The sequence below is a fragment of the Stappia taiwanensis genome, assembly GCF_014635285.1.
GTDB lineage: Bacteria > Pseudomonadota > Alphaproteobacteria > Rhizobiales > Stappiaceae > Stappia > Stappia taiwanensis.
Genome location: NZ_BMCR01000001.1, coordinates 596139 through 622268 on the forward strand (window position 1 = coordinate 596139; position 26130 = coordinate 622268).

The 26130-nt window shown below is 64.8% G+C and carries 25 protein-coding genes and 2 tRNA genes; 1 reads left to right on the plus strand and 26 read right to left on the minus strand.

Annotated features, from left to right (window positions below):
• Nucleotides 1-17: 17 nt before the first annotated feature.
• The 26 genes from IEV83_RS02670 to IEV83_RS02795 all read right to left on the minus strand — a co-directional run bounded on the left by IEV83_RS02670 (nucleotide 18) and on the right by IEV83_RS02795 (nucleotide 25544).
• Nucleotides 18-254, minus strand: a complete 237-nt coding sequence (locus IEV83_RS02670; protein WP_181761449.1) for a hypothetical protein — start codon at nucleotides 252-254, stop codon at nucleotides 18-20.
• 25 nt (nucleotides 255-279) lie between these two features.
• Nucleotides 280-1329 carry an NADH-quinone oxidoreductase subunit NuoH gene (gene nuoH, locus IEV83_RS02675; RefSeq protein ID WP_181761450.1) on the minus strand — a complete coding sequence of 350 codons (1050 nt, stop codon included), beginning with the start codon at nucleotides 1327-1329 and terminating at the stop codon, nucleotides 280-282.
• 12 nt (nucleotides 1330-1341) lie between these two features.
• Nucleotides 1342-3408 (minus strand): NADH-quinone oxidoreductase subunit NuoG, encoded by a 2067-nt coding sequence (gene nuoG / locus IEV83_RS02680; RefSeq protein ID WP_181761451.1) that lies wholly within the window; start codon nucleotides 3406-3408, stop codon nucleotides 1342-1344.
• Nucleotides 3409-3492: 84 nt separating this feature from the next.
• Nucleotides 3493-4794, minus strand: a complete 1302-nt coding sequence (gene nuoF / locus IEV83_RS02685; protein WP_181761452.1) for an NADH-quinone oxidoreductase subunit NuoF — start codon at nucleotides 4792-4794, stop codon at nucleotides 3493-3495.
• A 14-nt stretch (nucleotides 4795-4808) separates the two neighbouring features.
• On the minus strand, nucleotides 4809-5915 hold the full coding sequence (gene nuoE, locus IEV83_RS02690) for an NADH-quinone oxidoreductase subunit NuoE (RefSeq protein ID WP_181761453.1): 1107 nt from the start codon (nucleotides 5913-5915) through the stop codon (nucleotides 4809-4811).
• Entirely contained in the window at nucleotides 5915-7099 is a 1185-nt protein-coding gene (locus IEV83_RS02695; RefSeq protein WP_181761454.1) for an NADH-quinone oxidoreductase subunit D, read from the minus strand. The genes nuoE and IEV83_RS02695 overlap by 1 nt, the downstream gene beginning before the upstream one ends.
• Nucleotides 7092-7526 carry a GFA family protein gene (locus IEV83_RS02700; protein ID WP_181761455.1) on the minus strand — a complete coding sequence of 145 codons (435 nt, stop codon included), beginning with the start codon at nucleotides 7524-7526 and terminating at the stop codon, nucleotides 7092-7094. The genes IEV83_RS02695 and IEV83_RS02700 overlap by 8 nt, the downstream gene beginning before the upstream one ends.
• Nucleotides 7527-7538: 12 nt before the next feature.
• Complete coding sequence (locus IEV83_RS02705; protein ID WP_181761456.1) at nucleotides 7539-8138, minus strand: NADH-quinone oxidoreductase subunit C; 600 nt, start codon at nucleotides 8136-8138, stop codon at nucleotides 7539-7541.
• Between the two features lie 57 nt (nucleotides 8139-8195).
• Entirely contained in the window at nucleotides 8196-8774 is a 579-nt protein-coding gene (locus IEV83_RS02710) for a NuoB/complex I 20 kDa subunit family protein (RefSeq protein WP_181761457.1), read from the minus strand.
• Nucleotides 8765-9130 (minus strand): NADH-quinone oxidoreductase subunit A, encoded by a 366-nt coding sequence (locus IEV83_RS02715; RefSeq protein WP_181761458.1) that lies wholly within the window; start codon nucleotides 9128-9130, stop codon nucleotides 8765-8767. The genes IEV83_RS02710 and IEV83_RS02715 overlap by 10 nt, the downstream gene beginning before the upstream one ends.
• Nucleotides 9131-9531: 401 nt before the next feature.
• Nucleotides 9532-9608: transfer RNA gene (locus IEV83_RS02720), tRNA-Asp, on the minus strand.
• 45 nt (nucleotides 9609-9653) lie between these two features.
• A tRNA-Asp gene (locus IEV83_RS02725) sits at nucleotides 9654-9730 on the minus strand.
• Between the two features lie 305 nt (nucleotides 9731-10035).
• Entirely contained in the window at nucleotides 10036-11412 is a 1377-nt protein-coding gene (locus IEV83_RS02730; RefSeq protein WP_181761459.1) for a M23 family metallopeptidase, read from the minus strand.
• Between the two features lie 305 nt (nucleotides 11413-11717).
• Nucleotides 11718-12422 (minus strand): protein-L-isoaspartate(D-aspartate) O-methyltransferase, encoded by a 705-nt coding sequence (locus IEV83_RS02735; RefSeq protein ID WP_308683721.1) that lies wholly within the window; start codon nucleotides 12420-12422, stop codon nucleotides 11718-11720.
• Between the two features lie 65 nt (nucleotides 12423-12487).
• On the minus strand, nucleotides 12488-13246 hold the full coding sequence (gene surE, locus IEV83_RS02740) for a 5'/3'-nucleotidase SurE (protein WP_181761460.1): 759 nt from the start codon (nucleotides 13244-13246) through the stop codon (nucleotides 12488-12490).
• Entirely contained in the window at nucleotides 13246-14526 is a 1281-nt protein-coding gene (serS, locus tag IEV83_RS02745; RefSeq protein ID WP_181761461.1) for a serine--tRNA ligase, read from the minus strand. Before serS ends, surE begins: the two co-directional genes overlap by 1 nt.
• Nucleotides 14527-14648: 122 nt before the next feature.
• Entirely contained in the window at nucleotides 14649-15431 is a 783-nt protein-coding gene (gene tatC, locus IEV83_RS02750) for a twin-arginine translocase subunit TatC (RefSeq protein ID WP_181761462.1), read from the minus strand.
• Nucleotides 15428-15871 carry a Sec-independent protein translocase protein TatB gene (gene tatB / locus IEV83_RS02755; protein ID WP_181761463.1) on the minus strand — a complete coding sequence of 148 codons (444 nt, stop codon included), beginning with the start codon at nucleotides 15869-15871 and terminating at the stop codon, nucleotides 15428-15430. The genes tatC and tatB overlap by 4 nt, the downstream gene beginning before the upstream one ends.
• A 121-nt stretch (nucleotides 15872-15992) precedes the next feature.
• A complete protein-coding gene (locus IEV83_RS02760; RefSeq protein WP_181761464.1) occupies nucleotides 15993-16223 on the minus strand; it encodes a twin-arginine translocase TatA/TatE family subunit in 231 nt (76 codons plus the stop codon).
• Between the two features lie 123 nt (nucleotides 16224-16346).
• Entirely contained in the window at nucleotides 16347-17480 is a 1134-nt protein-coding gene (locus tag IEV83_RS02765) for an ABC transporter ATP-binding protein (RefSeq protein ID WP_181761465.1), read from the minus strand.
• Nucleotides 17455-18099, minus strand: a complete 645-nt coding sequence (gene scpB / locus IEV83_RS02770; RefSeq protein ID WP_181761522.1) for an SMC-Scp complex subunit ScpB — start codon at nucleotides 18097-18099, stop codon at nucleotides 17455-17457. Before scpB ends, IEV83_RS02765 begins: the two co-directional genes overlap by 26 nt.
• A 79-nt stretch (nucleotides 18100-18178) precedes the next feature.
• Nucleotides 18179-18988: a segregation and condensation protein A gene (locus IEV83_RS02775; RefSeq protein ID WP_181761523.1), complete on the minus strand. Its 810-nt coding sequence runs from the start codon at nucleotides 18986-18988 to the stop codon at nucleotides 18179-18181.
• Between the two features lie 132 nt (nucleotides 18989-19120).
• Nucleotides 19121-20155, minus strand: a complete 1035-nt coding sequence (gene nagZ, locus IEV83_RS02780; RefSeq protein WP_181761466.1) for a beta-N-acetylhexosaminidase — start codon at nucleotides 20153-20155, stop codon at nucleotides 19121-19123.
• Nucleotides 20156-20162: 7 nt separating this feature from the next.
• Complete coding sequence (locus IEV83_RS02785) at nucleotides 20163-22391, minus strand: SPOR domain-containing protein (protein ID WP_181761467.1); 2229 nt, start codon at nucleotides 22389-22391, stop codon at nucleotides 20163-20165.
• 77 nt (nucleotides 22392-22468) lie between these two features.
• On the minus strand, nucleotides 22469-24235 hold the full coding sequence (argS, locus tag IEV83_RS02790; RefSeq protein ID WP_181761468.1) for an arginine--tRNA ligase: 1767 nt from the start codon (nucleotides 24233-24235) through the stop codon (nucleotides 22469-22471).
• A 91-nt stretch (nucleotides 24236-24326) separates the two neighbouring features.
• Nucleotides 24327-25544 (minus strand): deoxyguanosinetriphosphate triphosphohydrolase, encoded by a 1218-nt coding sequence (locus tag IEV83_RS02795; RefSeq protein ID WP_181761469.1) that lies wholly within the window; start codon nucleotides 25542-25544, stop codon nucleotides 24327-24329.
• A 202-nt stretch (nucleotides 25545-25746) separates the two neighbouring features.
• Between IEV83_RS02795 and erpA the strand changes: the two genes are divergently transcribed.
• Entirely contained in the window at nucleotides 25747-26100 is a 354-nt protein-coding gene (gene erpA, locus IEV83_RS02800) for an iron-sulfur cluster insertion protein ErpA (RefSeq protein WP_181761470.1), read from the plus strand.
• Nucleotides 26101-26130 lie beyond the last annotated feature (30 nt).

The following is a 26130-nucleotide window of genomic DNA, read 5'->3' on the forward strand; positions in this document are numbered from 1 at the left end:
CGTTCTTTCGTGTCCCCTCAGCCCACAAGCGAGTGGGCCGCAAGATAACCAATCACCGGAAACCCGATGAGCGTGAGTGCCAGCAGAAGCCACCGCAAGGGCGCTTCATACCGGGCGAGCCATCCCTTGCGGCCCGCCCCCTGGCTGTTTTTCTCGGCGGCCCCCCGGAGGACGCCCACCATGATCTTGTAGTCGATCCACCCGATATAGAGCCCGAGGGCCGCGCCGATCAGTCCGGCGATCGAAATCGACATGTTTTCTCCTGCGTCTCCGCTTGCCTCAGGGCGCCCAGCCGGTCGCCATCAGCACTGCGGCGACGACGAACACCATCGCCAGCGACAGCGGCAGAAACACCTTCCACCCGAGCCGCATCAACTGGTCGTAGCGGTAGCGCGGGACCATCGCCTTGACCATCGCGAACATGAAGAACACCAGAAGCGACTTCAGCAGGAACCAGACGATGCCCGGGACCCAGGTGAACGGCGCCACATCCACCGGCGGCAGCCAGCCGCCCATGAACAGGATGGTGGTCAGCGAGCACATCAGCGCAATCGACACATACTCACCCAGCATGAACATCATGTACGGGGTCGAGCCGTATTCGACCATGAAGCCGGCGACCAGCTCCGATTCCGCTTCCGCCAGATCGAACGGAGGACGGTTGGTTTCCGCCAGCGCCGAAATGAAGAAGATCACGAACATCGGGAACAACGGCAGCCAGTACCAGTTCAGGAAGGTCAGGAACGGCAGGCCGATGGCCGAGGCCAGCCCGGTCTCCTGAGCCCGCACGATCTCGCTGAGATTGAGCGAACCGGCACACAGCAGCACCGTGACGATGACGAAGCCGATGGACACCTCATAGGAGACCATCTGCGCCGCCGACCGCAGCGCCGACAGGAACGGGTACTTGGAGTTGGACGCCCAACCGCCAATGATGATGCCGTAAACGCCGAGCGAGGAAATCGCCAGGATGAACAGGATGCCGACGTTGATGTCGGCGATCACCCAACCATCCGCCACCGGGATCACCGCCCAGCCGGCCAGGGCCAGCGTCACGGTCACCAGCGGCGCCAGCAAGAACAGCGCCTTGTTCGACCCGGCCGGAATCACCGGCTCCTTCAGCACGAACTTCAAGAGGTCGGCAAAGGACTGCAGCAGCCCCCATGGCCCGACCACGTTCGGGCCGCGCCGGATCTGCACCGCCGCCCAGACCTTGCGATCTGCGTAAAGGATATAAGCCACGATCACCAGAAGCACGACGAGCAGAAGAACGCTCTGTGCCAGCATGATGACGAAGGGGAAAAGATAATCCGCCCAGAGGTCCGCCATGATTGTCCCCGTTTACTCCGCGGCTTCTGCCGTGCGAGCCTTGGCGAGGGCCGAACATTCGGCCATCGTCGCGGAGGCCCGCGCGATCGGATTGGTCAGATAGAAATCGGCCACCGCATTACGGAACGCGGCATCGTCGACCGTCCCGCCAAGCGCCGCCGCATTGCCAACACCCTCACGGCCGGCCGCCGGAATGCCGTCGATCTCCGCCATCGCGGGATAGGCCGCATAAAGCGCTGCCCGCAGCTCACCCAGTGAATCGTAGCCAAGCTGCGCGTCCAGCTGCGCCGACAGCGCCCGCAGGATCGCCCAGTCCTCGCGCGCCTCGCCCGGCGGGAAGCCGGCCCGTTCGCCAAGCTGGACCCGACCCTCGGTGTTGACCCAGGTACCGGACTTTTCCGTGTAGGTCGCGCCGGGCAGGATCACGTCGGCGCGGTGCGCCCCGCGATCGCCATGGGTACCCTGGTAGACCACGAAGGCCCCGTCCGGCACATTGACCTCATCGACGCCGAGCAGGAACATGACGTCAAGCGCCCCCGGCTCCAGCATCGCACCGGTCGAAAGACCGCCCTCGCCCGGCACGAAGCCGACATCGAGCGCGCCGACCTGCGCCGCTTCCGTGTGCAGAATATTGAAGCCGTTCCAGTCCTCGCGCACCGCGCCGACCGCCTGTGCCACCTTGGCCGCCAGCGCCAGCACCGCGGCGCCATCGGCCCGGTTCAACGCGCCCTGGCCGACGATCACCATCGGCCGCTCGGCCTTGGCCGGCATATGATCGGCAAGCTTGGCCAGGCTGTCAGGCCCCGCCCCGAGATAGGCATAAGGATAGGTCAGATCGGCCTCTTCGCCGATCACGCCGATATGCACACCGCCCATCGCATAGCGCTTGCGGATCCGGGCGTTCAGCACCGGCGCTTCCTTGCGCGGATTGGTGCCGATCAAGAGGATCGCATCCGCCTCCTCGATCCCGGCGACCGTGGAGTTGAACAGGTAGCTGGCCCGGCCGAGCGCCGGATCGAGCGGTGAATTCGGATAGCGGCAGTCGGTGTTCTTGACCCCGAGGCCGTCCATCAGCTGCTTGAGCGCGAAGATTTCTTCAACGCTGGTCAGCTGACCGACCAGCGCACCGATGCGTTCCGGCTTGGTTGCCTTCACCTTCTCCGCGATCCGTGCGAACGCCTCGCCCCAGCTCACCGGCGTCAGCTTGCCGTCAACGCGGGCATACGGCCGGTCGAGCCGCTGGGTCTTGAGACCGTCCCAGATGTAGCGGGTCTTGTCGGAGATCCACTCTTCGTTCACCGCCTCGTTCAGCCGGGGCAGAACGCGCATCACCTCGCGGCCACGGGTGTCGACGCGGATCGCCGAGCCGAGCGCATCCATCACGTCGATGGTCTCGGTCTTCTTCAGCTCCCAGGGACGCGCCTTGAAGGCGTAGGGCTTGTGGGTCAGCGCACCCACCGGGCACAGGTCCACCACATTGCCCTGCATCTCCGAGGACAGCGCGTTTTCCAGATAGGAGGTGATTTCCGCATCCTCACCACGACCGATCAGGCCGAGATCGGCGACGCCGCACACCTCGGTCGTGAACCGCACACAGCGGGTGCAGTGAATGCAGCGGGTCATGATCGTCTTGACCAGCGGCCCGATGTACTTGTCCTCGACGGCGCGCTTGTTCTCACCGTAGCGCGAGGCATCGACGCCATAGGCCATGGCCTGGTCCTGCAGATCGCACTCGCCACCCTGATCGCAGATCGGGCAATCCAGCGGATGGTTGATCAGCAGGAACTCCATGACGCCTTCGCGGGCCTTCTTGACCATCGGCGTCTTGGTGAAGATTTCCGGCGCCTCGCCATTGGGGCCCGGACGCAGGTCGCGCACGTTCATGGCGCAGGAGGCGGTCGGCTTCGGCGGCCCGCCCTTCACTTCCACCAGGCACATGCGGCAGTTGCCGGCGATCGACAGCCGGTCATGGAAACAGAAACGCGGCACCTCGGCGCCAGCCGCCTCACACGCCTGCAACAGCGTGTACTCCGGCGGGACCTCGACTTCCTTACCGTCGACGAAGATGACCCTTGTCATGCGTTGCTGCCCTCGCGGCTTGAATTCCGTTCCCGTCCGGCGCCGGGAAATTCCGTCATTGCGATCCGGTTGCCCGTCATGCCCCTACTCCGCCGCCATGGACGCAGCCGGCGCGCGGCCCTTGGCAGTGAACTCGTCGATACGCGCCTCGATCACCGGCCGGAAGTTCTTGATCAGGCCTTGGATCGGCCAAGCGGCCGCATCTCCAAGCGCGCAGATCGTATGTCCTTCCACCTGCTTGGTGACATCGAAAAGCATGTCGATTTCCTCACGGGAGGCATTGCCCTCGACCATGCGTTCCATCACCCGCCACATCCAGCCGGTGCCCTCGCGGCACGGCGTGCACTGGCCGCAGCTCTCGTGCTTGTAGAAGTAGGACAGCCGCGCGATGGCCTTGATGATGTCCGTGGAGCGATCCATGACGATCACCGCCGCAGTGCCAAGGCCGGAGCCTTGCGCCTTCAGACTGTCAAAGTCCATGCCGCAATCGATGATGTTCTCGGCGCTCACGCAAGGCACGGAAGATCCGCCCGGGATCACCGCCAAAAGGTTGTCCCAGCCACCGCGAATGCCGCCGCAATGCTTGTCGATCAGCTCACGGAAGGAGATGCCCATCTCCTCTTCCACCGTGCAGGGCGTGTTCACATGGCCGGACACGCAGAACAGCTTGGTTCCGGTGTTGCCAGGCTTGCCCAGCCCGGCGAACCAGGCTCCGCCGCGACGCAGGATCGTCGGCGCAACGGCAATGGACTCCACGTTGTTGACCGTGGTCGGGCAGCCATAAAGGCCGACATTCGCCGGGAACGGCGGCTTCAGACGCGGCTGACCCTTCTTGCCCTCAAGGCTTTCCAGCAGCGCGGTTTCCTCACCGCAGATGTAGGCACCAGCGCCATGATGGACATAGATGTCGAAATCATAGCCGTGCTTGTTGTTCTTGCCGATCAGCCCGGCCTCATAGGCCTGGTCGATCGCCGCCTGCAGGCGCTCGCGCTCGCGGATGAATTCGCCGCGCACATAGATGTAGGCGGCAATCGCGCCCATCGCGAAACCGGCGACGAGACAGCCTTCCACCAGCGTGTGCGGATCGTGGCGCAGAATCTCGCGATCCTTGCAGGTGCCCGGCTCGGATTCGTCGGCGTTCACCACCAGGTAGGCCGGACGACCGTCCGATTCCTTGGGCATGAAGGACCATTTCAGGCCGGTCGGAAAGCCCGCTCCGCCACGGCCGCGTAGGCCAGAGGTCTTCATTTCGTCGATGATCCAGTCGCGGCCCTTTTCGAGCAGCGCCTTGGTGCCATCCCACTGGCCGCGCTTCAGCGCGCCCTCAAGGCCCCAATCGTGCAGGCCGTAGATGTTGGTAAAGATCCGGTCCTGGTCCGTCAGCATCCCTCGACCTCCCCTTAGCTCTTGCTCGAGGGCACGTCGCCCGTGTCGACGCGCCTGGAGAATTCGGTCTCGCCGCCGCTGGCAAGAAGCTTTGCCTGCTCGACCCACTCTTCGCGGTCGATCCGGCCCTTGAAGCTCAGCCGCGTGTCGACCCAGGCCTTGTTTTCCGCGTCCCAGCTGGCGATCTGCTCGAAGTGATAGACGCCAAGCTCGTTGAGGAGCTCCTCGATCTTCGGCCCGACGCCCTTGATCCGCTTCAGATCATCGGCGCCCTCGCTGCGCGGCGCGGCCAGAAGCTCCGGCTCGCGCTCGGGCTGGTCACCGGCGGGCGACAGGTCCAGACTTGCCTGCGCAGCCGGCTTCGCCGCTGCAGGGGCCGCCGCCTTCGCCGTCGAGACACCCGGAACGCCGTTGTAATCATGGCCGCCGTGATTGATCGACGGCCCGGCGAAGACATGGGACGCGGGCTCGGAGCCAGCCACCACATGCGGACAGGGATCCCCGCCCTTGGTGTCGTCCTTGATGTCCTCAAGCGACGTCACGCCACCTTCGGGGGCGGAGAACCGCCGCCCGTTCTGCGGACCCGGCGTCACCTCGCGCCCGGCGGCGATATCGTCGATCAGCGCTTCGAGGCTTTCCGGCGTCAAATCCTCATAGGTATCCTTGAAGATCTGGATCATCGGCGCGTTGACACAGGCACCAAGGCACTCGACCTCTTCCCAGGAGAAATCGCCGTCTTCGGACAGCTCATGCGCATGGGCCGCGATCTTGCTCTTGCAGACCTTGATCAGATCTTCCGCGCCGCGCAGCTGGCAGGGCGTGGTTCCACAGACCTGGATATGCGCCTTCTTGCCCACCGGGGCGAGCTGGAACATGGTGTAGAAGGTCGCGACCTCCAGCACGCGGATGTGCGGCATCGACAGCATGTCCGCCACATAGCGGATCGCCGGCTCCGGCAACCATCCCTCGTGCTGCTCCTGCGCCCGCCAAAGCAACGGAATCACCGCGGAGGCCTGGCGGCCTTCCGGGTAGCGGGAGATCACTTTCTGTGCCCAGTCCAGATTGTCCGCCGTGAAGGCGAAGCTTTCGGGCTGCTCGGGGTGAAGGCGACGAACGGCCATTACCGGTCAACCTCTCCAAAGACGATATCGAGGGAACCGAGGACCGCCGACACATCGGCCAGCATATGCCCGCGGCACAGGAAATCCATCGCTGCGAGATGCGCGTATCCGGGCGCCTTGATCTTGCAGCGATAGGGCTTGTTGCTTCCGTCGGAAACGAGATAGACGCCGAACTCGCCCTTGGGCGCCTCGACGGCGGCATACACCTCGCCCTCCGGAACCCGGTAGCCTTCGGTGTAAAGCTTGAAGTGATGGATCAGCGCTTCCATCGACCGCTTCATCTCGCCGCGCTTCGGCGGGACGATCTTGCCGTCCATCGAGGAGACGGGCCCCTTCTCAACCGTCAGCTTCTCCAGGCACTGCTTCATCAGCCGCACCGACTGCCGCATCTCTTCCATGCGGATCAGGTAGCGGTCGTAGCAATCGCCGTTCTTGCCGATCGGAATGTCGAAATCCAGCTCCGAATAGCACTCATAGGGCTGCGACTTACGCAGATCCCACGGCGCGCCGGAGCCGCGCACCATCACGCCGGAGAACCCGCGCGCCCAGGCGTCTTCCAGCGAAACAACCCCGATATCGACATTGCGCTGCTGGAAGATGCGGTTGCCGGTCAAGAGCCCCTCGATATCGTCCAGGGTCTTCAGGAACGGATCGCAAAAGTCCCAGATGTCGTCGAGAAGGTCATTCGGAAGGTCCTGATGCACGCCGCCCGGACGCACGAAGGCCGCATGCATGCGCGCGCCGCAGGCCCGCTCGTAGAACACCATCAGCTCTTCGCGCGGCTCAAAGCCCCAGAGCGGCGGCGTCAGCGCACCGACGTCAAGCGCCTGGGTGGTCACGTTGAGCAGATGCGACAGAAGCCGGCCGATCTCGGAATAAAGCACCCGGATCAACTGCCCGCGCTTGGGCACCTCGACGCCGATCAGCTTCTCGACCGCCAGCGCGAAGGCATGCTCCTGATTCATCGGCGCGACATAGTCGAGCCGGTCGAAATAAGGCACCGCCTGCAGGTAGGTCTTGTGCTCGATCAGCTTTTCGGTGCCGCGATGCAACAGACCGATATGCGGATCGACACGGGTCACGACCTCGCCGTCAAGCTCCAGCACGAGACGCAAAACGCCATGCGCCGCAGGATGTTGCGGGCCAAAGTTGATATTGAAGTTACGGACCTGAGCCTCAGCCATGTTGAGGATCCTGGTTGGGCGCGAAGAGAGCGAACACCTCTGCGCCAGTCAGTTTCTGGGTCGAATTGGCAAACGAATAGGCGTCTGGCTTTTCGTCGATGAAGATCTCGGTCGTGAACGCGAAGGACGAGGGATCGTCGAACGCCGGGGCCGCGACGGTAATGTGCGACCCATCGCGCATGCGCCACATCAGCGACGAACCGCAGCTCTTGCAGAACACGCGCTCACCGTACTCCGAGGAGCCGTAGACACCGAGCGCCGCCGGATCTTCGAAGTCCACGCCGTGGCACTCCACCGCCATGAAGGCACCGCCGCTCCAGCGCCGGCACATCGAACAGTGGCACACAGCCATCTCGCGGGCTGTCGGCTCCGCTGCAAAGCGAACCGCACCGCACAGACAACCGCCTTGAAGCCTCTCGTCAGCCATAGCCTCGCCCCCTCAGCTCGCCTTCTCGTCGCCCGGCAGCACGTAGTCCGTACCTTCCCAGGGCGACATGAAATCGAAATCGCGGAATTCCTGACTGAGGCGAACCGGCTGATAGACAACCCGCTTCTTCTCGTCGTCGTAGCGCACTTCGACATAGCCTGTGAGCGGGAAATCCTTGCGCAGCGGGAACCCGTCGAAACCGTAGTCGGTCAGGATCCGCCGAAGATCGGGGTGACCGGAGAACAGCACGCCGTACATGTCGTAGGTTTCGCGCTCGAACCACTCCGCCCCGGCGAAGACATCGACGATCGAGGGCACCGGCGTGTCCTCATCCGTGCGCACCTTCACGCGGATCCGCAGGTTCTGCTTCGGCGACATGAAGTGATAGACCACCTCGAAGCGCTTCTCGCGCGCCGGGTAGTCCACGCCGCACAGATCCGTCAGGTTGACGAACTGGCAGCTTGCGTCGTCGCGCAGGAACCGGACCACGGAGACGATCTCGGAGGCACGCGCCTCCACGTTCAGTTCCCCATAGGCCACCGTGTAGCCATCGATGGCGTCTCCGAGGGCTGCTTGAATGTGATCGCCAAGTTCAGCGAGCGTTTCGTCCATAGCCGTGATCCGTATGCCGGGAGGGTGTCCAGCGATCGTTCCGTGAAAGCCGGCCGATCAGCGCTCGATCGTACCGGTTCTGCGTATCTTCTTCTGCAACAGCAGCACGCCGTAAAGCAGCGCCTCAGCCGTCGGCGGGCAACCCGGAACGTAGATGTCCACGGGCACCACCCGATCGCAGCCACGCACGACCGAGTAGGAATAGTGATAGTATCCGCCACCATTGGCGCAGGAGCCCATCGAGATGACATAGCGCGGCTCTGGCATCTGGTCATAGACCTTGCGCAGCGCCGGGGCCATCTTGTTGGTCAGCGTGCCGGCAACGATCATCACATCGGACTGACGCGGTGAGGCACGCGGGGCAAAACCGAACCGCTCCGCGTCATAGCGCGGCATCGACATCTGCATCATTTCCACGGCGCAGCAGGCCAGACCGAAGGTCATCCACATCAGCGAGCCGGTACGGGCCCACTGGATCAGATTGTCGGTCGCGGTAACGACGAAGCCCTTATCGGCCAGTTCGTCGTTGATTTCGAGAAAGAACGGATCGTTCGCCCCGACCGGCTTGCCGGTGTTCGGATCGATGATTCCCTTTGGAGCCTGGGCTACGAGCGGCTCGCCCGATGTCAGTCCCATTCCAGCGCCCCCTTCTTCCATTCGTAGATAAAGCCGATCGTCAACACACCGAGAAACGCCATCATCGACCAGAATCCGTACCAGCCGAGATCGCCGAACGCGACCGCCCAGGGAAACAGGAAGGCCACTTCGAGATCGAAGATGATGAACAGCAGCGACACCAGATAGAAGCGGATGTCGAACTTCATGCGCGCATCATCGAAGGCGTTGAACCCGCACTCATAGGCGGACAGCTTTTCCGAATCGGGATTCTTGTAGGCGAGAATGAACGGCGAGATCAGGAGTGCAAGGCCGATGACCAGCGACACCCCGAGGAAAACGAGGATCGGCACATACTCTCTCAGCAGCTCTTCCATGGTCCATCTTGTCCTTGCGCCAAGCCCCGAACCGCCGCGCGGCGACCGTTCGTCCCGCGTCTCGCGGCCCAGCCTGTTTCAGGCGATCATTCGGCGCGAGCGTCACTATGGCGCCTCAGCCGAACTCATGGGGGCACGCTTAGCCCACGCTTCCCGGCAACGCAAGCCCAACAAGGTGCTAATCCCGCGCGCGATATCGCAACTGCGAAAACAAGTTGCCGCGCGGCCCGGCTTCGGCGCGCGCCACCACGGCCACGCAACGCCCATAAGCGCGTGCACTGCAGCAGGATCGCCGCGCGCATACGGCGGAGCACCACGCACGCGAAACAGGAAAGGGCCCTTGCGGGCCATCCTGTTCGCATCGAACTGTAAGGATAGTGGTCTTGAGACCGTTCGGCGAGTGGCGCGAGTGACGGGGCTCGAACCCGCGACCTCCGGCGTGACAGGCCGGCACTCTAACCAACTGAGCTACACCCGCTCGCCTCATCCGCCATTGGCGGACCGGTCTCCTTCTCCAGGTGAGTGGCGCGAGTGACGGGGCTCGAACCCGCGACCTCCGGCGTGACAGGCCGGCACTCTAACCAACTGAGCTACACCCGCTCACCTCGGGGCGACCAATTGGCCGCCGGGAGTGGCGGTGATGTACGGCGACGGGCCGAACAAGTCAAGCGCTTCAAACCGCCCCTCATGACGTTTCTGTGGCAATTGGCAGTTTCTCGCCCCGCGAACCATCGATCTTGCCGCATGCGTCTGTGGAAAACAACCACCCTCGCCCGCTGGGACCAAGGCAAGATTCGCTCTCCCCTCTCCTCCCTCGCCAGAAACGAAAAAACGGACCGCCAGAGCCCTGGCGGTCCGTTCCACTATTCGCTAGCCGCCCGCATCACGGCGAGCTCTGACACCCCTTACAGGCGCGCCAGATACTGCATCGGATCGACGGGCTTATTCCCGCGCCGCAACTCGAAATGCAGCTGCGGCTGCGTCACGGAGCCGGTCGACCCAGCCTTGGCGACAACCGCCCCCCGACGGATGGAATCGCCGCGCTTCACCAGCAACGCGCTGTTATGCGCATAGGCGGACACCCAACCATCATCGTGACGGATCAGCACCAGGTTGCCATAGCCCTTCAGCTCATTGCCGGCATAGATCACGGTGCCATCGTCGACCGCCTTGATATCCGCACCCTCGGGAACCGCAAGATTGATTCCGTCATTGCGCGTACCGCCCGGCTTGGAGCCGAACTCGGAAATGATTCGACCGCGCACAGGCCAGCGGAACCGGCGCACGCTATCGTCAGCCTCGGGCCGCGACACCTTGATCGGCTTGGTCGGCGCGGCCTCGGCCGACGTCGACGGCTTCGATGGCTTGACCGCAGCGACCTTGGTCGGCGTCACCGCAGCCGTGCGTGTGCCGCTCGTGGCGCGCTTGGCAGGCTTGCTCTTGGGGAACGCCTGGAGCGTTACCACCGGGACGGTCTGGGCGGTGGAGGCCACCTGCACCGTTCCCGCCGGCTTGGCACTGGGTCGCGGCACCGCCGCAAGCGCGCCGCCGGACGGGGCGCTTCCCGGAATGGAGCCGGTCACACTCGGCGCCGCCCCTGCCGGAGGCAGGCGCATGGGCGCTGTCGCCGTCGCTGCCGGGCGCGTCACGCCCGCGGACCGAGCACCATAGACATACGTCGGAATCACCACCTGTTGCCCGGCCGAGAAACGACCGTTGGGCGGCACATTGTTGATCTCCGCCAGAACATACTGCGGAACGCCGTAGCGCCGGGCCATCGACGACACCGAATCGCCGGAACGGGCACTCACCTGCGTCGCACCCGCCGTGGTCCAGCCACGGACGGTTCGCGGAGATGCAGTTGCAGCAGTTGCCGTCAGCGCCGGAGCCGTCGCAACAGGACGGGATGCTGCCGCCGGTCCGGTACTGGCACGCGGGACCGGCTTTGGCGCCACGCGCGCCTGCTGATAGGAGCCGCTGGAGGACGACGCCGACGGGACCGAGCCCGTTGCCATGTCACGATTGGATGACGTGGCCGGCGGCAGAGCCGCCCGCGTCACCGGCTGCGTCTTCGCAGGCCCGGCCACCACATCATCGAAACTGGGCTGGCTCACCGACCCGCTCATCAAAAGAGCGCGCTGGTTGTCGGTATTGCCGGTGAAGATCGGCTCCTCAAAGCGCTCGACACCGCCGCTGCACCCTGCCGCCAGAGCGGCAAATACCAACACCAGCGCCGTCCTGGACAGCAATCGCGAAGAAATTCTGGAAACCTGATTTGACATGGCGCTACTCGGACCCAAACACCTGAAGTCTCTTATCCCGATTAAAGCTCGGTAAGGTTGACAAAGGTTTAAGTCTGGGGAAAAGCGCCATCTGCCCCAAGGTTCGCGGCGGTCATGCGGCCAGCATTGACCGTGCGAATGCCCTGCCTCAGCCCGGCCGTTTTCCGCAAGCTCAGGCGGTGCACAACACGGCCATCAGCACCACGCCGACGCCGCCGTCATGGTAAACGCCGGACCCAGGGCCGAAGCGCATCTTGATCGCGGGAAAGTTTTCTGCTCACGCCGAGTCGGCAGCAGGAACAGCGCTAGAGACGCGAGGCGACGCCTTCGACCAAAGGCACGAACCGCACCTCCTGCAAGGCCCGGGTGACGATGGTCGCCCCCTTCTTCTCCGCCAGCGTCAGCACCTGGACGCCCCCTTTCGGGCCCACCGGCATGATCAGTTTTCCGCCATCGGCAAGCTGCGCCAACAGCGCGGGCGGAATTTCCGGTCCCGCCGCCGTCACGATGATCCGGTCGAACGGCGCTTTCTCCGGCAGGCCTTCGAGGCCATCGCCATGATGAACCGTCACCGAGGAGATCTTGAGGGTCGAAAGCCGCTCGCGGGCAAGATCGGCAAGGGTCCGGTAGCGCTCGATGCTGTGCACCTCCCGGCTCAGATGCCCCAGCACGGCTGCCTGGTAGCCCGACCCGGTTCCCACCTCCAGCACCTTGTGTTCAGGCGCGATCTCGAGCGCGGCGGTCATCCACGCCACCACGGTCGGCTGGGAAATGGTCTGGCCACATTCGATCGGCAGGGCCGTATCCGTGTGAGCGTGTTTCTGCAGAGCGGCAGACAGGAACAGGCGCCGAGGCACCCGCTCGATGGCCGAAAGCACACGATTGTCGCGAATGCCGCCCGAGCGCAGCCGCAGCGTCAGGGCCGCAATCGCCTCCCGGTCCGCGTCCTCTTGCGGGGAAGAGATCGCCGCCGGTTCTTCGCCGGCATTGTCCTTGTCGAAATCGCCCACGTGATATCCTCCCTGATCGCGCGGCCTCTCCTGAAGGAGCGCGAGCCGCGCGGCCGGTGCGCTGTTCAGCCGACCAGGGCCGAAAGATCGGCGAGCACGTCATGCGCCGTCAGATCGAGCTTCAGCGGCGTCACGGAAATGTTGCCGCGTGCCAGCGCCGCCAGGTCCGTATCCTCCGGTGGGGTCTCTTCGCCGCTGCGGAAGCCAAGCCAGAAATAGGGAACACCGCGCCCGTCCTTGCGCGCATCCAGCGCCAACTCACTGACCTTGCGCTTGCCCTGACGGGTCACAGCCACCTCGCCCACCGCGTCCGGCTCGCAGGCCGGGAAGTTCAGGTTAAGCAAGGTGTCGGGCGGGAAGGAGAAATTCAGCAGCCGGTCGATCAGCGCCGGAGCATGGGCCTCCGCCGTATGGTAGTTCGGCCGCTCGCCCGGCGCCCAGTTGTAGGCCTGGGACAGAGCCATGGAGCGAATGCCCATCAAGGTGCCTTCCATCGCCCCGGCGATGGTGCCCGAATAGGTCACGTCATCGGCCGCGTTCTGCCCCCGGTTAACCCCGGACAGGATCAGGTCCGGCCGCTCCGGCATCACCTCGCGCACGCCCATGATAACGCAATCGGTCGGCGTGCCGCGCACCGAAAAACGCCGGTCGCCCAGCTTACGGAAGCGCAACGGGTCATGCAGCGTCAGCGAATGGGCAACGCCGCTCTGGTCCGTTTCCGGCGCCACGATCCACACATCGTCGGACAGCTCGCGCGCAATCTTCTCCAGGGCGACGAGGCCATCCGCCTCGATCCCGTCGTCGTTGGTCAACAGAATACGCATCACGCGCCCCCGATCTTTTCCAGTCCGCCCATATAGGGGCGCAGCACGTCCGGGACGATCACACCGCCATCCTCGCACTGGTAGTTTTCAAGCACGGCGATCAGCGCCCGGCCGACGGCAATACCGGAGCCGTTCAGCGTATGCACGAACTTCAGCCCCTTCTCGCCCTCGCTGCGATAGCGGGCGTTCATGCGCCGTGCCTGGAAATCGCCGCAGACCGAACAGCTCGAAATTTCCCGATAGGCATTCTGACCCGGCAGCCAGACCTCGATGTCATAGGTCTTGCGCGCGGCAAAGCCCATGTCGCCTGCCGACAGGGTCATCACCCGATAGGGCAACTCGAGCCGCTGCAGCACCGTCTCGGCGCAGCCCACCATCCGCTCAAGCTCACCGAGCGATGCGTCCGGCGTGGTGATCGACACCAACTCGCACTTCCAGAACTGATGCTGGCGCAGCATGCCACGCACGTCGCGCCCGGCCGAACCGGCCTCCGACCGGAAACAGGGGGTCAGCGCCGTCACCCGGATAGGCAGCGCAGTTTCATCGAGGCTCGCCCCGGCGACCATGTTGGTCAACGGCACCTCGGCGGTCGGGATCAACCAGCGATCATCAGTGGTGCGGAACAGGTCCTCGGAAAACTTCGGCAGCTGGGAGGTGCCATAGAGCGCTTCGTCACGCACCAGCAGCGGCGGCGAGACTTCCGTATAGCCGTGCTCGCCGGTCTGCAGATCCATCATGAACTGACCGAGCGCCCGCTCCAGCCGGGCAATCTGCCCCTTCAGGAGCACGAAGCGCGACCCGGACATGGCCGCCGCGGTCTCGAAGGCCATGCCCTCAGCGCCGGCGGCAACATCGAAATGCTCCTTCGCCTCGAATGCGAATTCGGTCGGCGTGCCGAAGCGACGCAGCTCCACATTGGCGCTTTCGTCGAGCCCTTCGGGCACGTCGTCATGCGGCATGTTCGGCAACTCGCTCAGGGCGCGGGTCAGTTCGGCGGTCAGCTCGCGCTCCGCCTCCTCACCCTCGTGCAGAGCCGACTTGAGCTTGGCGACTTCCTCGATCAGCGCACGAGCCCGCTCCTCGTCGCCGGACGCCTTGGCCTTGCCGATATCCTTGGAGGCGGCGTTGCGCCGTTCCTGCGCCTGCTGCAGCGAGGCGATATGCTCCCGCCGCCGGTCGTCCAGCGCGATCAGCCGTGCCGCCTGCGGCTCCAGCCCCCGCCGTGCCATCGCGCGGTCAAACGCCGCATCATTGTCGCGGATCCACTTGATATCAAACATGCAACAACCCCGGGATTGGCCATGACGGCCATGATGCGCCCCGGCCCGAAACCCGGGACCGGCAGCGCACAGATCTCACCAGCGGAGATGGAAACGCGTGTCCAGCCGATAGCCGGAGCCAATCAGTCTTCCGCTTCGGCGGTTTCCCGTTCGGCGCGCTTCTTTTCCACCAGCCTGACGCAAATGATGGACACTTCGTAGAGAAGCAGGGTGGGGAGTGCAAGACCGATCTGGCTGATCGGATCGGGCGGCGTCAGGATCGCCGCCATGACGAAACCGATGACGATCGCGTATTTCCGTTTTGCCCGCAGACCATCCGACGTGACGAGCCCGACCCGGCCCAAAAGGGTCAGCAGCACCGGCAACTGAAACACCAGGCCAAAGGCAAAGATCAGCGTCATGATCAGGCCAAGATACTCGCTGACCCGGGCGATCAACTGCACCTTGGTCTGTCCGTCGACGCCATCCTGCTCCATGGACAGGAAGAAGCCCATGGCCATCGGCATGACCAGAAAGAACACCAGACAAGCGCCGATGACGAACAGGATCGGTGTTGCCACCAGGAACGGCAGGAAGGCGCCACGCTCATGCTTGTAGAGCCCCGGCGCAACGAACATGTAGATCTGCGAGGCGATCACCGGGAAGGCAATGAACAGGGCGCCGAAAAACGCCAGTTTTAACTGGGTGAAGAACCATTCCTGCGGCGCGGTATAGATCATCTCCACCGGATGCCCGGCGGCACGCTCATACGGAATGACGAGGATGTTGTAGATGTCTTGCGCGAAGTAGAAACAGGCGACGAAGGCGATCAGGATCGCGATCACCGTGCGCAACAGCCGCTGGCGCAGCTCGATCAGGTGCTCGATCAACGGCGCCTTGGAGGATTCGATGTCGTCCTGTGTCATGCCTTGGAATCACCCGCCGCCTTCGGTTGCTCGCCTGCCGGCTCGCTCTGGACCGCCGCCGTGTCGCTTGGGGTGGCGGGTGCCGGCGGCACCTCCGCCGCAGTGTCCGACGCCGGCACGGACGAGTTGGCAGCAGCCTCCGCCTTGGCCTTCCTGGCGGCTTTCCTCTTGGTGTCCTCCTCGATCGTGCGCTTCAGATCGCCGAGCGGATCGAGGTTGCCCACCTTCTCCACCTCCGCCTTCATATCCGCGATATCGGCCTGTTGCTCTGCCTCCCGAAGGGCATCGTTGAAGGTCGACTGAAACTCGTTCGCCATACGCCGAACCTTGCCCAGGGTCTGGCCAAAGGTGCGCAACATGCGAGGCAGGTCCTTGGGTCCGACGACCAGAACCATGACGACGGCGACAACAAGCAGTTCCGTCCAGCCGATATCGAACATGAGCGTCCGTTTTCCGCGGTAAGAAGGTCGTGAAGGCGAAGCGTGGTCACTCCGGATCGCAGCGAGGGGCATCGCCCGCGCGCGCGAAACCGGTCACGCCGGATGAGTCAGCCCGAGCTGTTCAGCCGGCCTTCGTCTTGTCCTCGGACTTGGTCATCGTGACCGTGTCGTCCGCCTTGTGATCGATGGTCTTCGCCGTCTCGGCCGGCGCATCGTCATCTTCATTGAGCCCCTTCTTGAAGCTCTTGATTCCCTTGGCCACGTCTCCCATCAACTCGGAGATCTTGCCGCGCCCGAACAGCAGAACAACGATCACCGCAATGATCAGGATCTGCCAAACACTGATACCCATACGCCCAACTCCTCGGTCTGTCCGGTGCCCGCGCTCCGGCGCGGCACTATTGCAACAAAGCGCAAGCAATCGCAACAGAAGCCTTGCGCTTCTTCGGCGTCAAACTGCGATACTCACCGACTGTCAGCTATCGTCATCCTGTCGGGCAAAGGCGAGCACGTCCCGCTCGTCCAGTCGCACACCGACATCCATGCCCACGGCAAAGCGGCCACCATCGCGAATCCGCGCCTTGATCGGCAGGTCGAGCCCTTCGACCGCGACATCGACCAGATCCACCTCGCCAATGAAGCGCCGACGCAGGACCCGGCCCGCGCGCCCCTCGCCCGGCTCCCCAAGAATAACACCTTGCGGCCGCACGCACACGTCCAGCGCATCGCCGGGAGAGATTCCCGGCGCGGCGTACCGGCCGAAGGCGGTCTCCACCTCGCCGGTGCCGGCGACCGCATCGATCTCGTTGAGCTCGGAAAAGAACCGGGCGACGAACATATCCGCCGGATGATTGTAAAGATCGTCCGCGCCGCCGAGCTGCACCAGCCGCCCCTTTCGCATCAGGGCAATCCGGTCGCCCATGCGCATCGCCTCTTCGGGATCATGCGTGACCAGCACGCAGGTTGCCCGGGTTTCGCGCAGCACCGACAGGGTTTCATCGCGCACCGCATCGCGCAGGCGCCGGTCGAGGCCGGAGAACGGCTCGTCCATCAGCAGAACGCCCGGGCGCGGCGCAATGGCCCGGGCGAGCGCCACGCGCTGCTGCTCGCCGCCTGACAAGGCATGAGGATAGTCGTCCGCGTAATCGGCGAGCCCGACCCGGGTCAACGCCACCACGGCTTCGTGCCGGGCCTCGCTCTTCGCCAGATGGGTGAGGCCGAAGGCAACGTTATCGGCGATGGTCAGATGCGGAAACAGCGCATAGTCCTGGAACATCAGCCCCACGCCGCGCTTTTCCGGCGGCAAGAAGGCGTTCGGACCGGCCACCTCGCGCTCGTTGATCAGCACCCGTCCTGTGCTCTGCCGTTCCACGCCGGCGGCAATCCGCAGCAACGTCGTCTTGCCGCAGCCGGAATGACCGAGCAGGCACAGAACCTCGCCCGGCTCCACAGCCAGCGTGACGTCGCGCACCGCCGCCAGCCCGGCATAGTCGTGACTGACATGCTCGAAGGTCAGCCGCGCGGCAATCGTCGCGGCGGCGGTTCCCCGCACGCCCCAGCGCTTTGCCGGCACGAGAGTGCGATCATCCGGTTTGGTCATCACGGTCATCTAGCGGTCCATCGCCCTCAAGAGGAAGTTCGTACATATGCTCATCGTCGATCGGATCCTCTTCCTCGCGAAGATCCGCCGAATCATCCGGGGACGGCACCTGGAACCCGGCCGGAATGGCACTGTCGAGCAATCCGGTCCCCTTCAACTCTTCAAGCCCCGGCAGGTCGCCGACCGAAGTGAGCATGAAATGCTCCAGAAATTCTGCGGTCGTGCCATAGGTCACCGGCCGCCCCGGGGTACGGCGGCGGCCGCGCATGCGGATCCATCCGGTCTCCAGCAGGACGTCCAGCGTCCCCTTGGAAGTGGACACGCCGCGAATTTCCTCGATCTCCGCCCGGGTCACCGGTTGGTGATAGGCGATGATGGCGAGGGTTTCCAGCGCCGCGCGCGACAGCTTGCGCTCCTCCACCTGTTCCCGGTGTAGCAGATAGGCCAGATCCTCTGCGGTGCGGAACCCCCAGCGGCCATCGACCTCCACCACATTGACCCCGCGCGTGGCATAGATCCCCTGCAGCTCCTTCACCAGCGCGCGCACATTGATCCCGCGCGGCAGCCGGGCGCGAATCTCGTCCAGGCTCAAGAGTTCGCTGGAGGCGAACAACAGCGCCTCGATCATCCGCAAGGTCCCGCGCCGGTCGGCACCGAGATCCGGCGTGCTTGCCTCGTCGTTTGTCGGCTGGGACGCCCCTTCCACGTCAAACCTCGTCTTGTTCGGGCCCGGTGATGGGCTTCAGGTCCTGCGGACGGCGCCGCAGATAGAGCGGAGCGAACGGTTCGCTCTGGCGCAATTCGATCTCCCCTTCGCGCACCAGTTCCAGACTGGCGGAAAAGGTGCTGGCCAGCACCGTGCTGGCCTGCTCCCGGTCCCGCTGAATGTAGCGCATCAGATAAGCATCGAGCGGCGCCCAGTCCACCGTTGATCCCAACAGGCGGGTCAAGAGGTCGCGGGCCTCCTGCAGGGACCAGACCGTGCGCCGGCGCACATGCACCGATGTGACCGAGCTACGCTGACGCTGCGCCGCATAGCCAGTGAGAAGGTCGTAGAGCGATGCGCTCCAGCGGCTTTGCCGCTCGATGGAAACGGTTTCCGGCCGCCCCCGGGCAAACACGTCGCGGCCGAGCCGGCTGCGGCTCATCAGCTTCGCGGCCGCATCCCGCATTGCTTCCAGTCGGCGCAGGCGAAAGGCCAGCGCGGCGGCCATTTCCTCGCCGCTCAGCGCATCCTCGTCCTTCTGCTCGGGAATCAAGAGCCGGGATTTCAGATAGGCAAGCCATGCCGCCATCACCAGATAGTCGGCAGCCAGCTCCAGTCGCAGGCGCCGCGCCTCGGCCACGAACTCCAGATACTGTTCGACAAGGGCCAGGATCGAGATCCGCGCAAGGTCCACCTTCTGCTTGCGCGCGAGCGTCAACAGAAGGTCGAGCGGCCCTTCAAAGCCTTCCACATCGACGACAAGCGCGGGATCGGTGCTGGCCCGGTCGTCCCGGACCTCCGCCGGCGTCATGCCATCGAGAAAGGAGTCCTGCACTGGCACCTCCCCTGTCCGGCACGTTTCGAGTACCAGACCCATGCCAGCCCATCCTAGATCATCATGCGAAAAACCGGAATCGCATAAACCGCCCCGGCAGTCTGTGGCTCAGGCCCCTTGCAGCAGCGCTCCCGCACGCGCCAGCATGGCGTCGAACTCGGCCCGCAGCGCCACAAGATCGACCGGCGCTTCCGGTGCGCGGCGCGCGGCAAGCGCCGCCTCCGCCCGCTCCGCCGCCCGGCCGGCGAGCTCCGGACTGTTGGCGGCAACGGCCCGCATCTCCGCGAAATCGCCATTGCAGTGCAGGGCCATGTCGCAGCCAGCGGCAAACAGATCGCGAATGCGCCCGCTCATGTCCCCGCCGAGTGCCTTCATCGACACATCATCGCTCATCAACAGCCCGTCAAAGCCGATGTCCCGGCGAATGATCCTGTCGATGATGATCGGCGACCGTGTGGCGCAGCGCTCCGCATCGAGCGCGGAATAAACCACATGCGCTGTCATGGCCATCGGCAGATCGCGAAGCCGGCGAAAGGGCGCGAAGTCCAGGGTCGAGAGATCCTCGGCAGAGGCATCCACCACCGGAAGCTCCAGATGGCTGTCGACCCGCGCCCGTCCATGCCCGGGAATGTGCTTCAGGACAGGCAAGACGCCTGCCGCCGCCAATCCATCCGAGAGGCCTCGCCCGATCTCCGTGATGGCTTCCACCGTCCGCCCATAGGCACGGTCGCCGATGGCATCGCTGGTTTCCGGCGTGGGCAGATCGACAATCGGCAGGCAATCGACGGTGATACCGAGTTCGGCAAGGTCGGCACCCATCAACCGGCCACCGAGCCAGGCCGCCCGGCAGCCGGCCGGCCGGTCCGCGTCGAAAAGCGCGCCGAAAACGGCACCAGCGGGATAGTCCGGCCAGTGTGGCGGCCGCAGCCGGCGCACCCGGCCACCTTCCTGATCGATCAACACCGGCGCGTCCTCCGCACCGACGCACGCCCGGAAGTCGGCGACCAGATCGCGGATCTGCTGCGGGCTTTCACAATTGCGCCCGAACAGAATGAGCCCCCAAGGGCGCTCCTCCGCAAAGAAGGAACGCTCGTCAGGGGTCAACTGCGAACCGGCGCAGCCGGTAATGAAGGCCTTCGACATTCGCGGCTCAGTTCCGGCGCACGAAGCAATCGCCGCCCGCCGCCTTCAGCCGCTCGCAAAGCGAGATGGCGTTGTCACGCGATCCGGCCGGGATCCGCACCCGGTAGAAGGTGCCACGGTCGCCGAGATCCGCCTTCTGGATGACCGGCGTCACGCCGCCAAGCACCGATCCATAGCGCCGCTGCAGGTCATCGAATGCCGTCTGTGCCTGGGCCTGCGAGCGCTGTGAGGACACCTGCACAACATAGGCCCCGGCGGGAATCGAACCGCTGGCGGCAGCCGCCGGAGCGGCCGGGCGCGCCGCGCCCCCATTTCTGGTCAGATCCATCGGCGCGGTTCCGGACGTGCTCGGCGCTGCAGCAACCTGGCGTGTCGCCGGCGGCGGCGTCGCCGCTGCTGCGATCCGCTCGATATCGATCGGCTTGCCGCGCGGCACATTCCCTGGCGCCGGCTGCGTGGCGCCCCCGGCGGCGGCGGTCGTCGGCGGTGTCGTGGTTGTCGCCGGTGTTGAAGCCGGCGTCGCGGTTCCGGCGGAACCAGAGGCCACGCCAGATGCTGGGGCGGACGTCCCGGCACCAGGCACCGTGACCGGACGGGTCGCCACCCGGGTCGGCGTATCCACATTGCCGCCTGCGGTAACCGGCGTTGCAGTGGGCGCGCTGGAGGTCGGCTCATCAGCCGAAATGATCGTTCCGTCCGGACGCACCACCACGGTACGCACGCGGCGCGGTCCCGAAGGCACCTCGACACCGCTAGACTGCGACCCGGTGTTGGTCGGCGCCGGCGGAAGGGAGGCAACCGGCGTTTCGTCCGTCTCCAGCAACTGTTCACCGCGCGGGGTTTCGACGCCGCCAACCCGATCGTAGATCAGTTTGCTCTGACCGGCGGCGGACGGCTCTTCCGGTTCGGGGAAGGTTTTCATCGGCCCGGTCTGCGCGGCAATCACCGGCGGAGGGCCGGAGAGCGCATCATCGCCACCGATGTTCAGCAAGGTGAAGGCACCGCCGCCAACCACGACCACTCCAAGCACAGCGGCAGCCGCATAAAGGCCGCGCCGGGAACTCTTCTCCGGCACCGCCGCCTGTTCGCTTTCCGAATGAGGCGGCAGAACGCCATGACCGCCAAGCTGCGGATCGCCCTCACGCATGGCCTGAGCCACCGCATCAAGGTCATATCCTTCCGGCGGAGGCGGCGCCTCGCCCTCCGGATCGAAATACGCCGGCTCGCGCGGTGCAGGCTCGGCAGCCCGCAGGTGATCGAAGGCACGCGGCGCGGGCGCCTGCCCTTGGGTCGCAGCGGCAACACCGGCAACACCAACGGCGGCCCCAGCCCCCCACTCGGCAGCCTCGGCTCCACTCTGGTCCGGGTGATCGCCAGGGAGCACAGGCTCTTCGAGAAAGATATCGTCGAACCGATCCTCAGGAACGGGAACAGGCTCGGGCTCGGGCGCCGACTCCACCGCGCGCTGCCCCGTATTCACGTAGAGCGCGCTCATCAACCCATCTTCAAGCGACGCCGAAAGATCGTCGGAAAGACTGGCCTCCTGCCGAACCGGATCGGCAGCAACCTCAGGCTCACTCACCGGCGCCTGGAGCTGATCACCCAGATGGGCTTCAGCCTCCCAGATCGCATCGCCGCTCCAATGGGCATCTGGCTGCTGAGCGCTGGATTCTCCGGCCAGCGCCATCGGATCCTCGTAGGTCTCCGGCGTCAGGGCCTCCTGATGACGCAACGCGGCGTCCGCATGAGGATCCGCCGCCGCATAAGGATCAACCTGGTACGGGTCGACCTGCTGAGGCGCCTCCTCGGCATAAGGCCCTTCCGCATAGGCTTGCGGCACGGCGGCATAGCCCTGCGGCTCATCGACATAGCCGTGCTCCGCATACGGCTGCGGAGCGTAGGGATCCTCCTGGGCGGCGGGAAGCTCCTCCTCCGCCCAGCCATCGCCGACCGGCGCCTCATGATAGGCGCCGCCGGCCTCTACCGGTGCGTAGGGTTCCTGCTCGACGGCATAGGGATCGCGGGACGCCTCGTCTGACAGCGGATACGGCTCTTCCACGACCGGCTCGCCGGCCTGCGGCGGCGTCACCGACTGAAATTGCGCATTTCCCTCACTGACGATCCGCGCCAACTCAACGAGCGGATCTTCCTCGAAAGGTGCGAAATCGTCATCCGCGCGCTGTCGTCCGTCGCGATTGTCCCCGTCATTGACCGAAAAGTTCGAACGATTGGGCATGATGCTGATGGCTTTCCCGCTTGTCTGTACCGGCCTCCCGCACGCGCCAACGGCATCTGCGCGAAAACCGCCCGCCGTTACCGCATCTCCTCGGGCGCGTCGACGCCCAGGATGGACAAGCCAGACGCGAGAACCTCGGAGACCGCCTGTACCAATCCAAGACGGGCCAATGTTGTTTGTCGATCTTCAATGTTAATAAAGCGTAATTGCGGCAAATCCTTGCCTCTATTCCAGTGGGAATGCAGGGCACTGGCCAGTTCGTGCAGGTAGAAGGCGACCCGGTGCGGCTCATGTGCTTCCGCCGCGCTGTCCACCAGACGGGGCCATGCCGCCAGACGGGCAATGATCTCGCGCTCGCCCGAATCGTCCAGAAGACCGAAATCGGCTTCACGCAGCGCGGCAACCGACTGATCCATATCGGTCAATTCCTGAGCCGCCTGACGAAGCACCGACCGGCACCGGGCGTGACCGTACTGAACGTAGAAAACCGGATTATCCTTGGACTGCTCGGTGACTTTCTTGAAGTCGAAGTCCAGCGGTGCGTCATTCTTGCGATACACCATCATGAACCGCACCGGATCGCGCCCGACCTCCTCGACCACATCGCGCAGGGTGACGAAATCGCCGGACCGCTTCGACATGCGCACCGGCTCACCGCCACGGAACAGCTTCACGAGCTGGCACAGGCGGACAATCACCTTGGCATCGTCATTGGAAATCGCCCGACCGACCGCTTCCAGCCGCTTGACGTAGCCACCATGGTCGGCGCCGAGAATGAAGATCATCTCCTTGAAGCCACGACGGAACTTCGAGCGGAAATAGGCGACGTCCGCCGCGAAATAGGTGTAGGAGCCGTCTGACTTCAGCAGCGGCCGGTCGATGTCGTCGCCATAGGCGGTGGCGCGGAACAGGGTCTGCTCCCGGTCTTCCCAATCCTCCGGCAACTGGCCCTTCGGCGGCGGCAAGGTGCCCTCATAGACCAGATCGCGCGCCCGCAGCTCCTCGATCATCTCCTCGATCTGAGACGGCTTGCCGTCGGCGCCTTCATGCAGCGTGCGCTCGGAGAAGAACTCCTCGTGATGCACGTTGAGCAAGGCAAGGTCCGCGCGGATCAGATCGAGCATCGCCGCGATCGTCGCATTCTTGACCAGCGGCAGCCATGCCTCCTCGGCCATGTCCTTCAGCCGCTCGCCGTATTCGGCGGCCAGCGCCTTGCCCACCGGCACCAGATAGTCGCCCGGATAAAGCCCCTCCGGGATCTCGCCGATGTCCTCGCCGAGCGCCTCGCGGTAGCGCAGGAAGGCCGAACGGGCCAGCACATCCACCTGGGCCCCGGCGTCGTTGATGTAATACTCGCGGGTCACGTCATAGCCGGCGAAGTCCAGCAGCGAGGCCAGCGCATCGCCCACCACCGCGCCCCGGCAATGGCCCACATGCATCGGCCCGGTGGGATTCGCCGAGACGTATTCCACATTCACCTTCAGCCCGCCGCCAAGGTCGGAACGGCCGAAATCCCGCCCCGTTTCCAGCACCGCGCGCATCACCTTCGTCCAGACCTCCGGGACCAGACGCATGTTGATGAAACCGGGCCCGGCGACGGACGCCTCGGCGACATCAGTGTCGCGCAACAGCAGCTCCACCAGCCCTTCGGCCAAAGCGCGTGGGTTGGTCTTCAGCGGCTTGGCCAGAACCATCGCCGCGTTGGTCGCCAGGTCCCCGTGCGCCGGGTCTCGCGGCGGCTCGACCACGATGCGCTCAAGCGCCTCCGGCGCCACTTCGCCATTCGGGTAAAGGTCAAGGACGGCGGCACGGACACGGCCGGTGAATTCGCTGAAGATGTTCATCGCTGGCTTCTTTCGACATTCCCGGGCGGACACCTCGGCGTGGGGCACGCGGGCAGTCCCTGGAAATCGGTGGAGAAATCGGACTGGCGGACTAGCCCAAATCCGGAGTGTGGTCAAACAGGCGCCGGTGCTCGTCCATCGCGAACCGGTCGGTCATGCCGGCGATGAAGTCGCAGACCCGGCGGGCGCGCCGGTCGGTGGCGGCATCTTCCAGGCCCCGGCGCCATTCCTCGGGCATCAGGGCCGGATCCGCGAAATAGGCCTCGAACAGCTCGCGGGTGACCTGCGACACCTTTCGCCGCACCGCCAGAACATCCGGATGCCGGTAGAGATTGGCGAACAGGAAGGCCTTCACCTCCCCTTCCGCCCGGGCCATTTCGGCGGAGAACGCCACCAGCGCCCCGGGAGCGGCGCGCACATCCTCCACGGAGGCCGGCGCGGCCGCCGCAATCCGCGTCACCGCTTCGCGGATCACATCCTCCACCATGCGGGTGATCGACCGGCGCACGATCTCATGGATGCGGCGCGGCTCCTCCAGATTCGGATACCGCGCGTCGACCTCATCCAGAATGCTGGCAAAGAAAGGCACCTCGCGGATCTGCTCGATACGGAGCAGCCCCGCCCGCAAGCCATCGTCAAGGTCATGGGCATCATAGGCGATATCGTCGGCGATTGCCGCTGCCTGCGCCTCCGCGCTCGGCCAGGTGTCGAGCCTCAGGTCTTGACGCTGCGAATGGGCGCGGATGGCGAACGGCAGCTCACTGCCGGCGAACTTGCCAAGCGGCGCCCCATCCGGCCCCACCAGCGGACCGTTGTGCTTGACCAGCCCCTCCAGGGTTTCCCAGCTGAGATTGAGCCCGTCGAACTCGGCGTAGCGCCGCTCCAGACTGGTGACCACCCGCAGTGACTGGGCATTATGGTCGAACCCGCCATAGGGCGCCATGCAGGCGTCCATCACATCCTCACCCTCATGCCCGAACGGCGTGTGGCCTAGGTCATGGGCGAGCGCCAGGCATTCGGCGAGATCCTCGTCGAGGCGCAGCGCCCGGGCGAGCGAGCGGGCGATCTGCGACACCTCGATGGTATGAGTGAGCCGCGTGCGGAAGTGATCGCCCTCATGATAGACGAAGACCTGGGTCTTGTGCTTGAGCCGGCGAAAGGCGGTGGAATGAATGATCCGGTCCCGGTCGCGCTGGAACGGCGTGCGGGTGGGGCTTTCCGGTTCGGGAAAAAGGCGTCCGTGGCTCTTGTCCGGATTTGTGGCAAAGGGCGCGCGCGGCTGTGCGCCATATCCAAGCGGTGCGGTCATCAAGCCTCTCCGATGCGGTGTCCCGTTGCACCGGACACGCGGTGCAAGTGTTGACGCTTGCTCGCTGTGTTCATACCTATCTGATAACGTCTTGCACAGACCAGCTTCGGGCCGGGTGCCGGATTTCTTGCAGGCAGCACCGCCGCCAGCCGGCGATGCCCAGGCACCGGACCGCCCGCCAACACGGACACGAGCGAAAGCCATGACCAGCCAAGTGACGGAAACCAGCCAGGAGGGCGTGTCGCTGAGCGACAGCGCCGCACGGCGCATTGCCAAGATTCTCTCAGCCGAACCGGACGGCACCTGCCTGCGCATCAGCGTGGAAGGCGGCGGATGTTCCGGCTTCCAGTACAAATACGATCTGGTGCGCGAGCGCGAGGCCGACGACCTGGTGCTGGAAAAGGACGGCGCCACCGTTCTCATCGACCCGATTTCGGTGCAATACATGGCCGGATCGGTCGTCGACTATGTCGATGACATCATGGGCCAGTCGTTTCAGATCCAGAACCCGCTCGCGGCCGCCGGCTGCGGTTGCGGCACCAGCTTCTCGATCTGACGCCTCCCCCAACCACGCGAAAGAGGACCG

Bases quoted from the DNA above. Each gene is read 5' to 3' on its own strand.
- IEV83_RS02695 (WP_181761454.1), bottom strand. From the start codon at position 7,099: ATGGCTGAGGCTCAGGTCCGTAACTTCAATATCAACTTTGGCCCGCAA.
- IEV83_RS02715 (WP_181761458.1), bottom strand. From the start codon at position 9,130: ATGGAAGAGCTGCTGAGAGAGTATGTGCCGATCCTCGTTTTCCTCGGG.
- tatB (WP_181761463.1), bottom strand. From the start codon at position 15,871: ATGTTCGATATCGGCTGGACGGAACTGCTTGTTGTCGCCGTCGTCATG.
- erpA (WP_181761470.1), top strand. From the start codon at position 25,747: ATGACCAGCCAAGTGACGGAAACCAGCCAGGAGGGCGTGTCGCTGAGC.
- argS (WP_181761468.1), bottom strand. From the start codon at position 24,235: ATGAACATCTTCAGCGAATTCACCGGCCGTGTCCGTGCCGCCGTCCTT.
- nuoH (WP_181761450.1), bottom strand. From the start codon at position 1,329: ATGGCGGACCTCTGGGCGGATTATCTTTTCCCCTTCGTCATCATGCTG.
- nuoG (WP_181761451.1), bottom strand. From the start codon at position 3,408: ATGACAAGGGTCATCTTCGTCGACGGTAAGGAAGTCGAGGTCCCGCCG.
- IEV83_RS02710 (WP_181761457.1), bottom strand. From the start codon at position 8,774: ATGGGACTGACATCGGGCGAGCCGCTCGTAGCCCAGGCTCCAAAGGGA.
- IEV83_RS02765 (WP_181761465.1), bottom strand. From the start codon at position 17,480: ATGACCGTGATGACCAAACCGGATGATCGCACTCTCGTGCCGGCAAAG.
- nuoE (WP_181761453.1), bottom strand. From the start codon at position 5,915: ATGGCCGTTCGTCGCCTTCACCCCGAGCAGCCCGAAAGCTTCGCCTTC.
- IEV83_RS02785 (WP_181761467.1), bottom strand. From the start codon at position 22,391: ATGCCCAATCGTTCGAACTTTTCGGTCAATGACGGGGACAATCGCGAC.
- tatC (WP_181761462.1), bottom strand. From the start codon at position 15,431: ATGACACAGGACGACATCGAATCCTCCAAGGCGCCGTTGATCGAGCAC.
- nagZ (WP_181761466.1), bottom strand. From the start codon at position 20,155: ATGTCGAAGGCCTTCATTACCGGCTGCGCCGGTTCGCAGTTGACCCCT.
- scpB (WP_181761522.1), bottom strand. From the start codon at position 18,099: ATGATCGAGGCGCTGTTGTTCGCCTCCAGCGAACTCTTGAGCCTGGAC.
- IEV83_RS02730 (WP_181761459.1), bottom strand. From the start codon at position 11,412: ATGTCAAATCAGGTTTCCAGAATTTCTTCGCGATTGCTGTCCAGGACG.
- IEV83_RS02670 (WP_181761449.1), bottom strand. From the start codon at position 254: ATGTCGATTTCGATCGCCGGACTGATCGGCGCGGCCCTCGGGCTCTAT.
- IEV83_RS02775 (WP_181761523.1), bottom strand. From the start codon at position 18,988: ATGACGCCGGCGGAGGTCCGGGACGACCGGGCCAGCACCGATCCCGCG.
- IEV83_RS02795 (WP_181761469.1), bottom strand. From the start codon at position 25,544: ATGACCGCACCGCTTGGATATGGCGCACAGCCGCGCGCGCCCTTTGCC.
- IEV83_RS02760 (WP_181761464.1), bottom strand. From the start codon at position 16,223: ATGGGTATCAGTGTTTGGCAGATCCTGATCATTGCGGTGATCGTTGTT.
- nuoF (WP_181761452.1), bottom strand. From the start codon at position 4,794: ATGCTGACGGACCAGGACCGGATCTTTACCAACATCTACGGCCTGCAC.
- IEV83_RS02705 (WP_181761456.1), bottom strand. From the start codon at position 8,138: ATGGACGAAACGCTCGCTGAACTTGGCGATCACATTCAAGCAGCCCTC.
- surE (WP_181761460.1), bottom strand. From the start codon at position 13,246: ATGCGTATTCTGTTGACCAACGACGACGGGATCGAGGCGGATGGCCTC.
- IEV83_RS02700 (WP_181761455.1), bottom strand. From the start codon at position 7,526: ATGGCTGACGAGAGGCTTCAAGGCGGTTGTCTGTGCGGTGCGGTTCGC.
- serS (WP_181761461.1), bottom strand. From the start codon at position 14,526: ATGTTTGATATCAAGTGGATCCGCGACAATGATGCGGCGTTTGACCGC.